General features: G+C 53.9%; 11 protein-coding genes. 4 read left to right on the top strand and 7 right to left on the bottom strand.

Annotation, left to right across the window (positions count from 1 at the left end; genetic code table 11):
• Positions 1 to 23: 23 nt before the first annotated feature.
• The 5 genes from HMPREF2981_RS07935 to leuC form a co-directional block, all read right to left on the bottom strand.
• Entirely contained in the window at positions 24 to 1136 is a 1113-nt protein-coding gene (locus HMPREF2981_RS07935) for an NAD(P)H-dependent glycerol-3-phosphate dehydrogenase (RefSeq protein ID WP_070662183.1), read from the bottom strand.
• An 11-nt stretch (positions 1137 to 1147) separates the two neighbouring features.
• Entirely contained in the window at positions 1148 to 2002 is an 855-nt protein-coding gene (locus HMPREF2981_RS07930) for a lysophospholipid acyltransferase family protein (protein ID WP_004004897.1), read from the bottom strand.
• A 1-nt stretch (position 2003) separates the two neighbouring features.
• On the bottom strand, positions 2004 to 3437 hold the full coding sequence (gene murA / locus HMPREF2981_RS07925) for a UDP-N-acetylglucosamine 1-carboxyvinyltransferase (protein WP_004004898.1): 1434 nt from the start codon (positions 3435 to 3437) through the stop codon (positions 2004 to 2006).
• A 345-nt stretch (positions 3438 to 3782) separates the two neighbouring features.
• Entirely contained in the window at positions 3783 to 4376 is a 594-nt protein-coding gene (gene leuD / locus HMPREF2981_RS07920) for a 3-isopropylmalate dehydratase small subunit (protein ID WP_013399252.1), read from the bottom strand.
• Between the two features lie 11 nt (positions 4377 to 4387).
• The gene (gene leuC, locus HMPREF2981_RS07915; protein ID WP_070662180.1) at positions 4388 to 5872 is read right to left on the bottom strand and encodes a 3-isopropylmalate dehydratase large subunit; all 1485 of its coding nucleotides are present in this window, start codon (positions 5870 to 5872) and stop codon (positions 4388 to 4390) included.
• A 200-nt stretch (positions 5873 to 6072) separates the two neighbouring features.
• Between leuC and HMPREF2981_RS07910 the strand changes: the two genes are divergently transcribed.
• Positions 6073 to 6912: an IclR family transcriptional regulator gene (locus HMPREF2981_RS07910; RefSeq protein ID WP_244864735.1), complete on the top strand. Its 840-nt coding sequence runs from the start codon at positions 6073 to 6075 to the stop codon at positions 6910 to 6912.
• A gap of 79 nt (positions 6913 to 6991) precedes the next feature.
• Here the strand turns inward: HMPREF2981_RS07910 and HMPREF2981_RS07905 are convergent, their stop codons facing one another.
• Both HMPREF2981_RS07905 and HMPREF2981_RS07900 read right to left on the bottom strand, forming a co-directional pair.
• Positions 6992 to 8773, bottom strand: coding sequence for a dynamin family protein (locus tag HMPREF2981_RS07905; RefSeq protein ID WP_070662176.1), 1782 nt, complete (start codon positions 8771 to 8773; stop codon positions 6992 to 6994).
• On the bottom strand, positions 8770 to 10653 hold the full coding sequence (locus HMPREF2981_RS07900; RefSeq protein WP_070662173.1) for a dynamin family protein: 1884 nt from the start codon (positions 10651 to 10653) through the stop codon (positions 8770 to 8772). Before HMPREF2981_RS07900 ends, HMPREF2981_RS07905 begins: the two co-directional genes overlap by 4 nt.
• A gap of 256 nt (positions 10654 to 10909) precedes the next feature.
• On the opposite strand from HMPREF2981_RS07900, the gene HMPREF2981_RS07895 reads away from it, so the two are divergent.
• The 3 genes from HMPREF2981_RS07895 (at position 10910) to HMPREF2981_RS07885 (ending at position 13414) form a co-directional block, all read left to right on the top strand.
• Positions 10910 to 11731 (top strand): DUF6318 family protein, encoded by an 822-nt coding sequence (locus tag HMPREF2981_RS07895; protein WP_246825402.1) that lies wholly within the window; start codon positions 10910 to 10912, stop codon positions 11729 to 11731.
• A gap of 38 nt (positions 11732 to 11769) precedes the next feature.
• A complete protein-coding gene (locus tag HMPREF2981_RS07890) occupies positions 11770 to 12483 on the top strand; it encodes a DUF6318 family protein (protein WP_004004908.1) in 714 nt (237 codons plus the stop codon).
• 121 nt (positions 12484 to 12604) lie between these two features.
• Positions 12605 to 13414 carry a DUF6318 family protein gene (locus tag HMPREF2981_RS07885; RefSeq protein ID WP_141745432.1) on the top strand — a complete coding sequence of 270 codons (810 nt, stop codon included), beginning with the start codon at positions 12605 to 12607 and terminating at the stop codon, positions 13412 to 13414.
• Positions 13415 to 13505 lie beyond the last annotated feature (91 nt).

Raw genomic sequence — 13505 nt, 5'->3', positions numbered from 1 at the left:
TTTTCTTGCGGAAGATCTTGATGTTAATGGCCTTCGCGCTTCAGGCGGCGTCCCAGCAGCAGCGGTGCCAGCTGTCCGATCTCGATGCGTCCAGTCAGGACAGCAACGACCGCTTCCACGATAGGCATTTCGACTCCGTGACGGCGTGCCAATTGCGCTACGACGGGGGCTGATTTGATGGATTCCGCTGTCTGGCTCATATGTTCGCTGAGTTTATCCGGGCTTACCCCTTCGGCAAGTAGACGCCCGGCAGTATGATTTCGTGAAAGCGGCGATGAACAGGTAGCAATCAAATCTCCCATCCCCGCAAGCCCGCTCATTGTTGCTGCTTCACCACCCAGTGCGACCGCAAGACGAGTAATTTCGGCAAGTCCGCGCGTCATGATTGAGGCTTTGGAGTTATCACCGTAATTGCGGCCTTCACAGATGCCGACGCACAAGGCGATCACGTTCTTCACCAAACCACCGATTTCCGTACCCACCACATCGGTATTCGTGTAGGGGCGGAAATAGCTACAGGCACAAGCCTGCGCGACAATTTCTGCGATGGGCAGTGTGCGTGCCGCGACGACGGAAGCAGTTGGCTCCTCCCCCATAATCTCAGTAGCAAGATTCGGCCCTGAAAGCACGCATACCCGATGCGGTATATGCCCGATAGTGCGGATGTCTGCGCCGCGCATCGCCAAGGCTTCCTCAAGTTCCTCGGTAATCACCTGGGACATGCGCAAACCGGTGCCGGTTTCTAATCCCTTCGCAAGCGAAACCAGCAGGGCATGCGGCTCAATATAGCGAGCATAAAGTTGAAGCTGCGAACGTAGCACCTGTGAGGGTAAAGCCAGTACCACCAAATCGGCATCAGTAAGCCCGGTAGGAGCATCCGCCGTAAATTCCAGGTTCTCAGGTAGCTTCATCCCCGGAAAATATTTACTATTTTCCCTAGTCTGAGAGCACTCTGCCATAGCTTGTTCGCTGCGGCCAATAAGGACTACCTGAACGCCCGTTTTATTTTCTCGTGCCGAATCAGCCACAATTTTGGCGAATGCGGTCCCCCAGCTTCCCGCACCCAAGATCGCAATTTTTACTACCTTACGTGGAGCCGGTTCGCTGTTGTCAGCGGAATTCGTGAAAAGAGCCATAACCTCGCCTCCTATTTAGGATCCGGTTCGCCCAGGTTACCAGCTATCCCCGTCATTTCACCGGGAGCTTCACGACGTTTGGTTCGGGGATTCCAACGACCGATTGGCGCCTTTTCGCCACGTATGTCTTCCAGCAGTTCGGTCACGGCGTCAAGCATAGCGTCGGTCACGATCCCAAGCTCAGTGCGTGTATGCTTTGCCTCTGGCGAGTGATCATCGATCAAAGAGGTGATATCAAGAGGCTTACCCACTTTCAATTTGACCGTTTTACGGGGAAATAGGGAAACCTTACGATGCTCTTTGACGCGGCCACCATCCACGGTTTCGTAGTCATACCCAAGAATCTGCTCATCACCCCAGTGCGCCACCGGTACTACGGGAGCACCAGTTGCGAGGGCAAGACGGGCAGCACCCGTACGGGCCTGCATGGGCCAGCCCTCGGGGTCGCCAGTAGTTGTCCCCTCAGGGTAAATCACTACAGCGCCGCCAGCCTCTACAACTTTACGGGCAGTAATAAGCGCCTTGCGAGCGTCTACAGAGCCGCGTATCACGGGAATATGCGCCATTTTACGCATAATATATCCCAGAACGGGCGCTCGGAACAAAGAGTCCTTCGCTAAAAACCGCGGGAAGACTCCGTTATTGAAAATAGGGAGTGCAACGGTCACAGGGTCTATCTCGGTGGAATGGTTAGCAACCACGATATAGCCTCGGTCGGTCGGGAAGTTCTCGCTCCCGATAATTTCGATGCGGGCTATGCCTTTATACACCACGCGCGCAGCGTTACCAAGAACCTTAAAGAGCTTATCTCCTTGAGGGGTAGGCTCAAGTGTGGGTAGTGCTTTTTTCCCCTGTTGACCGCTCATACTAGCCCTGTACCTCAACCTCTTCTGGCACAACAATCTCAATTTCTGCATCGGGCTTAGGAGTCTTGCTCTGTTTGCGGGCAAGTACCTCAAACTTTGCGCCCAGAGCTTCGAGTTTCTTTTCAAAGTTCTCGTAACCGCGCGCGATAATTTCAACACCCGTAACGTGGGATGTACCTTCTGCTGTTAGAGCGGCGATAATATGCGAGAATCCACCGCGCAGATCGGGAACCTCAATGTCAGCGGCCTTAAGCGGGGTAGAGCCGCTAATAATAGCGGAGTGCCCGAAGCTCTTACCGTGGAAACGACAAAACTCGCTGCCGATGCAATCGCGCATAACCACAATATCGGCGCCCATCTGTTTGAGGGCATTAGTAAACCCAAAACGCTCTTCGTACACGGTCTCGTGCACAATAGAAGTTCCTTTTGCCTGCGTGAGCGCAACGACAAGCGGCTGCTGCCAGTCGGTCATAAAACCGGGGTGCACGTTGGTCTCAAACACGATAGGGTTCAGCTCTGCGCCGGGGGTAATCACGCCGGGGTGAGTAAAGCGGATTCCTTCCGGGGTAACCTCGAATTCACCGCCCATCTTCCGGAACTGGTTGAGGAAAGCAGTCATATCCTTCTGTGAAGCGCCGCGCACAAAAATATCTCCGCCGGTTGCCAACGCGGCGGATGCCCAGGAAGCGGACTCATTGCGGTCTGCCAAGGCGGTGTGGTCGTACCCGGTTAGGGCGTCAACCCCCTCAATAATAATGGTGCGGTTTTCGTTAATGAAGATGATTGCACCCATCTTCTGCAAAACCGCAATAAGATCAATAATCTCGGGCTCAATAGCGGCGTTCTTCAAAACCGTGGTGCCGCGGGCGCGCACACCAGTCAGAAGAACCTGTTCGGTAGCCCCTACGGAGGGGTAATTGAGTTCGATTTCAGCACCGTGCAGGCCTTCATCGGGAGCGTTCAGAGTAGTGCCGCTTTCATCATCTTTCTCAACGACGGCACCAAATTTACGGAGCGCATCCATATGGTAATCGATAGGACGATCACCAATTTTGCATCCACCTAGATTAGGGATACGCGCGGTACCGAGCGTATGCAGAAGCGGGCCTACCATCAGGATCGGAATACGTGAGTTACCGCCGAAGAGTTGAATCTCTTCAGCGTTATCGGCCGCAGTCTTCGCGTCTTGGGCGGGATCTAACGTGAGAATACCGGCTTCAGGATCATAGTTAACTTTCGCACCGTGAAGTTCAACAAGGGTAGTTACAATCTCAACATCGCTTAGGTCTGGTACGTTACGCAAGGTCGAACGGGTGGATCCGTGCAACGCTGCTACCATCGCTTTAGGTACGAGGTTTTTGGCGCCTCGAACGTGGACTTCGCCTTTAAGAGGGGTACCACCCTCAATGCGAAGTTCGCTGATGTTAAGGGACATAACTAATCCTTCGAACGGTCGGCTCGGTGGGGCCGACAAGAACTGCTGTTAGTGCTGAGGTCCGGCGCCATTAACGAATTATTAATAGGTCTGCACAGACTTTCAAGCTATCATTTTACGTTCTCGAACGGGCTGCTACAAACGGAAGAGCTGTGTAGAACCTGTGCTTCGCGATGTTTATCGAGATAGTTCAAAGATGCCGCTCATAAACTTCCTCGAAGAACCACCTCATATAACCATCAAACCCCAGCAACATACCAATAATGTGTTTCTGATACACCCCGTAACGCTCGGTGAGGTGCGTACCCTGATGTCACAGGGTACGCACCTCACCGAGTGTCCAGTCTAGACTTCCTGAGTTCGGGGCATCCACGCGGGGCGGCGCGCCTCGTAGTCTTTAATGGCCTCAATGTTCTGAAGGGTAAGCCCGATATCGTCAAGCCCTTCCATCAAACGCCAGCGTACATAATTATCAATCTGGAAAGGCACCACGAGGGCACCCACAGTTACCGTCTTATTCTCTAAATCAACGGTAATTTCGGTACCAGGTTCCCGCTCAAGAGCTTTCCAAATCAACTCGACATCATCCTGAGCCACCTGAGCGGCAACGAGTCCTTGTTTACCTGAGTTACCACGAAAAATATCGGCGAATCGTGACGATATAACGACTCGAAACCCGTAATCCTTAAGCGCCCAGACCGCGTGCTCACGCGAGGACCCTGTGCCAAAATCGGGGCCCGCCACCAGCACTGACCCATTTTTATAAGGTTCTTGGTTCAGAACAAATTCGGGGTTCTTACGCCAATTCACAAAGAGGGCATCGTCAAAGCCTGTTTTCGTTACGCGTTTGAGGTAAACCGCCGGGATAATTTGGTCGGTATCCACGTTCGAGACGCGCAGAGGAACACCAATTCCGGTGTGTTTAATAATTGGTTCCACAATGTTCTCCTTTACGCCGCCGCAGGGGCATTGTCTGCGTGTGGTTCTAAGTCAGAAGGTGATGAGAGGGTTCCGCGAACCGCCGTTGCGGCAGCGACTAGCGGCGAGACAAGATGGGTTCGTCCGCCTTTACCCTGGCGTCCCTCAAAGTTTCGGTTCGAGGTGGATGCGCATCGCTCCCCCGGTGCCAGTTGGTCGGGGTTCATGCCCAAGCACATAGAGCATCCGGCAAAGCGCCAATCTGCCCCAAAGTCTTTGAAGATTTTATCTAGGCCTTCTTCTTCGGCCTGTGCGCGAACTTTCTGTGAGCCGGGAACGACCATCATACGCACGCCTGAGGCAAGGGTACGCCCACGAATGATTTCGGCGGCAGCACGCAAATCCTCAATGCGTGAGTTAGTGCACGAACCTAAGAATACGACGTCCACCGGAATATCTTTCATGGGAGTTCCAGCTTTAAGGTTCATGTACTCCAGGGCACGGGATGCGGCTGCCTGGTCGTTTTCATCCTCAAAGTCTTCAGGTGCGGGAACCGCTTGGCTCAGCGGCACACCCTGACCCGGGTTTGTTCCCCAGGTAACGAAGGGCTCAAGCTCGTCTGCATTAATAAAGATTTCTTTGTCGAAAACAGCCCCTTCGTCGGTGGGAAGGGTCTTCCAGTAGGCGAGCGCATCCTCCCAATCTTGCCCCTTGGGTGCGTGAGGGCGTCCTTTAACATACTCGAAAGTAGTCTCGTCGGGAGCTACCATACCCGCACGCGCGCCTGCCTCAATCGACATATTGCAGATGGTCATACGCCCTTCCATAGACAAGGAGCGTATCGCGGAACCGCGGTATTCGAGTACGTATCCCTGCCCACCTCCGGTACCGATCTGAGCGATAACGGCAAGAATAATATCTTTGGCGGTTACTCCAGGTTTTAGGGTTCCTTCGACATTGATTGCCATTGTTTTAAAGCGCGCCAGCGGCAGGGTTTGGGTTGCCATCACGTGCTCAACCTCAGAGGTGCCGATGCCGAAGGCAAGTGCACCGAAAGCCCCGTGGGTTGAGGTGTGCGAGTCACCACAGACGACGGTTATTCCGGGCATGGTCAATCCCAGCTGCGGGCCGACTACGTGTACGATACCCTGTTCGATATCGCCGAGCGGATGAAGGCGCACGCCAAATTCCGCGGTGTTACGACGCAGGGTTTCGATCTGGGTTCGCGAAGTAATATCCGCAATGGTCGAGAAAATATTTTCGGTGGGGGTATTATGATCTTCAGTTGCGATCGTCAAGTCGAGACGGCGCAGGGGCCTGTTTTCGAGGCGTAGTCCTTCAAAAGCCTGGGGCGAGGTCACCTCATGCAGAAGATGCAGGTCAATATAGAGAAGGTCGGGTTTGCCATCTTGCCCGGGCACCACGACGTGGTTCTCCCAGACGTTTTCGGCGAGAGTACGCGGGCGCTTCACAAATGTGGGTATAGCGCTTGTCGCAGCAGTATTGTCCCCTGCCATTTTTCCTCCTGCTTTGATATGGCGGGCTTTCCGCCAATCATAGATATATAGTGCCTTATAACACATATATTCTTGCCCCTGGAATATATTTCAAAAATTTGGTATTCAGGGTTCCTCCATCATGGGCAGGTTCAGAGGAAGAGTCTATGAAGTGCGCCCTATCTTCCACATTTTGAGATGCACTGAGCTAAACTAGAGTTATGACATCTGCACCATCGTCTACACCGTTGCCTGGAGCACGTCACCCTCGCGATACGTCGGGGCTTTCGACTCCTTTGAAGACTCCCCATACTCTCACGGATGACCAACAGGTTGTTGAGGTCGAACCAAACATCTCCTCTGGCGTGGGGGTACTTGATAAAGCCGCGCTTATTCTTTCATGCCTAGAGGCTGGTCCGGTCACGCTGGGGCAGCTTGTTAAAGCCACCGGATTAGCTCGCCCAACGGCGCATCGTTTGGCGGTGGCGCTCTCTCACCACCGTATGGTGGCACGCGATGTTCAGGGGCGCTTTATGTTGGGTCCTCGCCTGATGGAACTGGCAAATGCGGCTGGTGCCGATCACCTCCTGGCGGCTTCAGGAGCGGTTTTAAATCAGCTTCGCCATGTAACCGGCGAGTCGGCACAGGTTTACCGGCGTCAAGGAAACTGGCGCGTATGCGTAGCATCCGCAGAACGTCCCGTTGGACTGCATGATTCAATTCCTATAGGAACGCAGCTCTCCATGAAGGCTGGTTCCGCCGCCCAGGTTCTCTTGGCGTGGGAAGACCAGAACCGCCTTGTTGAGGGTCTGCAAGATGCGTATTTCAGCGCTGCCATGCTTGCTTCCGTGCGCAGATTAGGGTGGGCACAGTCGGCAGGTGAACGTGAGCGCGGCACGGCTTCCGTGTCTGCTCCCGTACGTTCACCGTCGGGCAAAGTTATTGCAGCCGTTTCTATTTCCGGTCCTATCGAAAGACTTGGCATGCAGCCCGGTCGCAAATACGCCGAGGTTGTTGTTGATGCGGCTCATAAGATTTCACAAGCGCTTCGGAACGTATAGTAGCTTAGGTCAAAACCATAGAGGGGTGTGGAACCGACTAGTTGGTTCCACACCCCTCATGCTGTTTAAATGTTCATTCTTATGTCAGAGCCTGCCTATAGCGCCTGAGCTTCTCGCATTCTGCCAATACGGGCGCTACGATAACCTGCTGTGCCGCGTTTTCACACTGTTGGATCATGCGCATTCGCAAGGAGCGCCGGTATGCACGGGCACTCACATTCACCAGTGCCCTACCCAATACAGCACCCAGGATCCCTAAAAGCACCCCCAAGATAAGTAGAAGTGTGGGTACAGGTACGGGGGATCCTTCGGGTACGGGCGCAGGCGGCAGAGGTATCTGCAGGTAGCTTGCAAATGCCATTGCAGTCAGCCAGGCTACGCCTCCCAAAAGGCTTAGAAATGCAATCCATTGCACCGCGTTAAGTAGCTTCCACCAGAAACGTGACTGGGTAGTGTTATAGTCTACACGCGCGATCGCCCTCTCAAAGGCCTCCGGAAAATCCTGTTCTCGGGTCAAGGCGGCGTTCTGGATACGTTGCTTCCAGGGAGCTTCAATATTTTGGGCTACAGACTCACCATAACCGCGCGCTGCCTGAGCTAATGCTGCCTGCTGAGCTGCAGTAAGCGGCGGTAACGAACTAGCCGTTAGATGCATCGGAGATTTCTGTGGTGCAGATTCACTCGCGCTATGAGTACCCGCAGTATCGTCTCCAAGATGCAGACGCTTAAGCGGGTCGGCACGGAACTTAGCAACCCACCGCGTAGCTATCCATCCTGTGTTGGCAACGGCACGACGACGATACGAGGCTTCTGCAGCATCAAGAACTTCAACAGCCCCGCAGGCTTGAAAGCAGCCTTCCGTCAGCTCATCAACGGCGTAGTCAGGCTCATGAAGAGGTGCTTCACCACCCTGATAGTCTGCAAGATCACGGCGAATCGCATATAGCTGCGCCTCAGTACGCTCATACGCCGCATTTTTCTCAGCCGCCACACGTCCTAACAACGACCGCAGGGCAGAAACGCCTTCGCCGGTATGCGCCGAGAGTGCAAATGGGGCTGTAATGAGCAGAGGCGTAATACCGTCCGCTTCTAAAAGCTCCGTGAGCGCATCAAGTACTTGTGGAACCTCATGGGAATCTAGGGTATCTGCTTGGTTCAGAACGCATACCATGCGATGCCCACGAGTGGAGAGGGGAGCCAAAAAATCGTGGTGTACCGCCGCATCCGCGTACTTTTGGGGGTCGAGGACCCACACCAACACATCCACATAGGAGAGCATGCGCTCTACCTGCTCCCGGTGGTGATGCGCTACCGAGTCAAGGTCGGGCAGATCCAGCAGGATCAGCCCGCCAGATCGTGTGCGGGTCTGCCCGCGCCCAACCGCCGTTTTGAGCTTATTCCACATGCCAGGAACGGGCTCTACGATTTCGTGGGGTGCTGCAAAATCTGCCGCCGAATTTTGTGTTTGGGTACGAATCTGGCGTATCGATTCGTTCTCCTCGGGGTAGACCCGGTTTTCGATCTTGAGCCAGTCCAGAAGCTCTTCGCTTCCGTCCCGCCCCCAAATCGCCGCCTGAATTTCTGAGGTGGTCGGTCGTGTAACGGCGGTACGTGCCAGGGGCATCCCAGCAATGGTATTGAAAAGGGTGGATTTTCCACTTCCGGTGGCCCCGAAAAAACCAATTACAGTGTGTTCCGCCGAAAGCTGCCGACGTTCCATGACACGGCTCAGCGTTGCGGATGCGTTCTCCTGCACGGTATCAGGAATAACGTCAAGACCCAGACTGAGCGCATCGTGAAGGCGAAGCGCACGTTCTTCAAAAGACCCGCGCGGCGTAGCGGATGCTAAAGATGAGTTCATCGTGTGTGCTCCTGGCGAGAGTTCGTAACAGGTAATGGCTGTGTTGTATCGTCATGCATGTGCTGAACAAGCCCCGAGTTCTGAAGCGAGTCTTCACGTCGAGCCAAGGGATCATGATCTAGTTCTTGACCTAATTCATGAAGCTGTTCGGCAGCGACACGAATTTCGTCCGGCTGTATGCGCGGTTCACGGGAAGAAAGCACCTGCCGGTAATCTTCGGATTGCCGTTTGAGCAGGGTTTCTAGGCGTGCCACTAGATCACTGCGAGCGCGAGTCGCCATGCGGCGCACAGCGTCCTCCCCGAAGACCGATTCAAGAAGCTTAGATCCAACGACCCCAGATCCTCCCGCAATACCAATTTCGATGCCGGTGAGTCCGCCAGTCGCCGAAAAAGCCACCATCATGAGCAGCACCGCTGTCGCGTTAACTCCCAGGGAGAGCACGCGCGCTCGCTGGCGTTTGCCGCTGCCTTCAGCACGGATCATATCAAGTACAGAACTTTGCCAGGCTCGTATTTCTGCGGCGATAGTCTCATCAAGCTCCGCACGAGCCTGGGCGCTGTGCGGAGGGTACGGGCTCTCGTCAATCTCCTGTAAGAGTACGCGCCCTGCTCGTTCCGCTCCCCAGCTTCGATGGATAGTTTCATGCGCACGTTGAGCGGCATCAAGAACAACGGCGTGCAGACCCGTTTCGAGAGCCTGCTCAACCCGCGTGGTCGCTGCCGGTTTACCGGTCAACATTCCGGCAAACCTGTCCCGCAGCCGTCCGATGCGGTTCTCCAAAGAGCGGAAGAAGTCGCCCGTTCCCACAAAATCGTGCCACCGGGCCAGAACCTCGCCACGAAGCAATGAGCCGTCAGTGAGAGAATCTTCCACACGGGCGAGCGCATCCTCATAGGCTAAGGTCACCGCAGTTTCTAATCCGGTGTAGGTTTCCACCTGACGGGTTTGTGCATCAGCAAGTTCTTGTAGAGAGTTACCGGCACCGGTGATAGCGCCCGCCAGGGTGCGACGCGCGATCGCTGCACGGGCTGGCGCATCCGCACCAAGCTGTTCAAGCCAGGATGTTAGAGGCGCTACCGCTTCTGCGGGCAGCATCCCCTGTTCGTCTCGCGGCTGTTCATGGATACTATGCAGAATAACCGGTGTTATACCGGCTTCGGTGAGCATCCGCATAAGGTCGGACTCGATCTCATCCGCAGCCCCTTCGGGAACTCGGTTGAGAACGACTGCTACAGCAATATTCCGCTGGGCAGTGCGATGCAGCAAATCCCAGGGTACGGCATCCGCATAACGGTTAGCAGTTGTGACGAAGAGCCACAGGTCGGCGGCAGATAAGAGCTCGTTGGCAAGCCTGCGGTTCTCGTCGGAGACCGAATCAATATCGGGGGCATCGATCAGGGCGATGCCGCGCGGCAGAGCGCTAGTTTGCACGCTGATAAGCGTATCGTGCAGATGATGTTCGGCACCTGGCAGCTCCCAAATGTCACTCCGGCGTGGTGAAGTTTCAGAGATAGATGCCATCTCCTGCCGTTCTAGGGTAGGCAGAAAACGTTCGGGGGTCAGGTATTCGGAGTCTTCAGCACGATAAAGCAAGATTGGCTGCCGAGTGGTGGGGCGAAGCGCACTGGAACGGGATACGGGGGTTCCCATCAAGGTATTCACCAAAGTCGATTTACCGGCACCCGTAGAACCACCAACTACCACGGTAAGGGGTGCCTCCAAAGCGGTAAGCCGCGGCAGAATGTAATCGTCGTACTGTTTACTCAGAGAACGCACTTGTTCCCTCGCCCGAGTAACATCAGCGGTATCGAGGGGTAGAGTGAGCTCATCTAGGAGTTTGCGTGCAGAATATACACGCTCATCGTTTGTGTGTTGCACGTGCGCTATTGTTTCACACTTTATTGCATGCTTGCTGAGGAAACTTAGAGTGTTTCCTGTGAGTTTAAGTTGCTTACCTCACGAATTTTAGGTGCCGTAAACAGAGTCGAAGCGCTGTATTTTGCGTAACTCTAGCCTAATATCATGGTTTAGGTCGCTGTACGTTTGTGCTTTCACCCACCACGCCCTAGTCTGGTTTTACACACTAAACCCGGGTTTCAGATTTTCTGGAAATAACGATATTTTGGGAGTTGCTATGCGCCCTTCACGTCGCCAGTTCTTCATCTTTACTGGCAGCACCGTTGCCGCCGCGCCATTATTAGTTTCATGTGCCTCTAGCGATTCCTCTGATTCTGCCGCTGGTTTAGCAACCGCTGAGGGAGCATCCCCTTCAGAGACAGGCGCGCACTATGGAAATCTTTCGGGAGAGCTACTCTGGCAACGTTACGATTCCGCCACCCCGGTCACTCCCAGTATGAACCCCGAAACCGGGGAAAAGGTCGTTCCGGTTCCCCAGGCAGACCCGGCAACTGCCGATCACAAGGCTCAGAACGTTCCCATCCCCCAAGAAGACGACCTGATGTTCAAAGAGGATTTTCAGGGGTTGCGAAACACCTTCGCCTATTATGTGGCGTGTATTAACTATGCACGCATGACTGGAGATCTCACCCCTGCTCTCAAAGTGGTACATAGCGAAAACACCGTCGATCTTGAGCGGCTTAAGGCCTGGGAAACTCTGTACGCCGAACCTAATAATAGTTGGATCGTTGGAGGTACCTGGAAAATCTCCGTCTCGGAGAAACCGACAGAGCATAACGGCAAATTCTCGTGGGAATGCACCGCTACCCAGGAAAACGGAACACTCATCAATAAAACGACAAACGTGACGAAACCGCTTTCGCAGGATGAAATACGCGATTTTACGGCTCTCTACGCGCAATGGGTGAAGGACAGGTGGCTCATCATCTCCCCACAGCAGTTTGACCCAGCGGCAAAGCCCACACGAGCCTATACACCCGCTCCACAACCGACTTCTACCTATACCCCAAAGGTGAGTACCATACCCGCCGATTACTAAACCCCTAATCCTTTATTTCTTAACGTGAAAGGTTCCGCGTGATAACTTCACTTCCCTATTCCCGACGCTGTGTATTACGTACCGTTGGGGCAGGGTTATTCGGCACTGCAGCCACCACTTTGATAGTCGCATGCTCTCGAAACCAGCAAACTCATGCTACGAGTGACCCTTCGGTAAGTCAGTATGTACGCAGCGATTTTAGCGGTGAGGTGGCTTTCGAGAGCTTCAACACCTCGGCAGGGTCTTATGTACCCGCAAACGCAGAACATCCGGCGCAAAACGTTCCGGTCCCCATCAAAACAGAGAATATGGGCAAAAACTCCATTGCAGGTTTTTACGATACCATCGGTTACCTCAATGCGGCGCTCAATTATCTCTTGGCTACCGGTGACACCAATCCTCTGGAAGTCATCACGATCAACCCCGAGTTCACCAAAGCTCTCCTGCTTTTCACTGACGAGACTGGTGAGAGTCAGGCTGCCAAAAGCTGGTATGTTTCTCCTCAAGCCACGCTCTCCCTCACCTCACGCATGCCAACAGCCGTGAACGATTATCGAAAAGATTGGCGATACACCCTCGATATCAGTTTGGGAGAACAGCAGGTCGTCAACTCTCAGGCCAGTGCAATACCTGCCGAGCAGCAGAAATTCCACTATGCGGGTACTATCCAAGGCACCTTCGAGAAAGAAGCCTGGTCCCTCACACTCACAGTTCGTGACCAGCAGTCCACGGCAGGCGCGAGTCCGTCCTAGAACTAAGAAGGCTCAGCGGCACCTCCGCATGAGAATATAGAGACATAATATTTTCTTCTCCAACCGCATCCGGGTGAAGGTGACTATGCGCTTTAACCCTCATAATCATCGAAAGGCTTCCATGTCACAGCACTTAACTCGCAGGCAAGCTGTTACAGCCGTTTTAGCAGGTGCCGGACTCACTATGCTCGCCGCTTGTTCCTCGAACAGCTCCACCAACACATCAAACGGCAATAACGCTAACGGCTCTGCACCAAGCCCAAAATCCTCAAACCCACACGGGTATAGCGACGACGGCAATAACTATTCCGGGCGTATTACATTTGACAATTTTGAACCGGGTAGCACTTATGAACCAGGCAACACCGAACATCCCCCACAAAACGCACCTATGCCTAAGCTGCCTGATAACGCCAACGAAAATAGCGTGACAGGCTTCCACGCGACCGTCGCTTACTATGCTGCAGCCATGGATTACCTAGTGAAAACCGGCAGCCTTGACGCCGTAAAAAAGGTCAAACTTGCAGGTAACGATGCCCAAGAAAATGAGGCGCTTGCTAAATCCATCGCTCAAGGAATTGAACAGAAAACCTGGTATGTAGATCCATCTGCTTGGTATGAGCTCAAGGAGTCGCAGCCCGCCATTATGAGCGATGGAAACCTGCTCTTCAAGAGCGTTTACACGTTCGATTACGGTGCTGAAAGCGTGACAAACGGCGAAATAAAACCGGTTAAGGAGGAAGAGCGAGTCTCTACCCAGGACTGTGATTTCCGTGGGCGTTACAATCCCACCACGAAATCCTGGGAACTCAATCTATCCTATGGCACGAAGAGCTCGGGAAATGCGGCAGCAAGTCCTGCTGCATCGGCAACGGGTGGAGCCTCAGATCCTGCGGCAACCGAAGAGCAAGCAGCTAATCCCAAGAAATAATAGCTGTTCGTTACCCTTGCCCAGCCTTCGGGGTTCTGTTGATGCAGGAACCCGGAGGCTGGGTATTTTGAATTCCTGCTCTTCACCTTGC

The sequence above is a fragment of the Rothia sp. HMSC069C01 genome, from assembly GCF_001814655.1.
GTDB classification, from domain to species: domain Bacteria; phylum Actinomycetota; class Actinomycetes; order Actinomycetales; family Micrococcaceae; genus Rothia; species Rothia dentocariosa.
The sequence above is the reverse complement of the archived record's forward strand: the minus strand, read 5'-3'. Positions and strand labels throughout refer to the sequence as shown.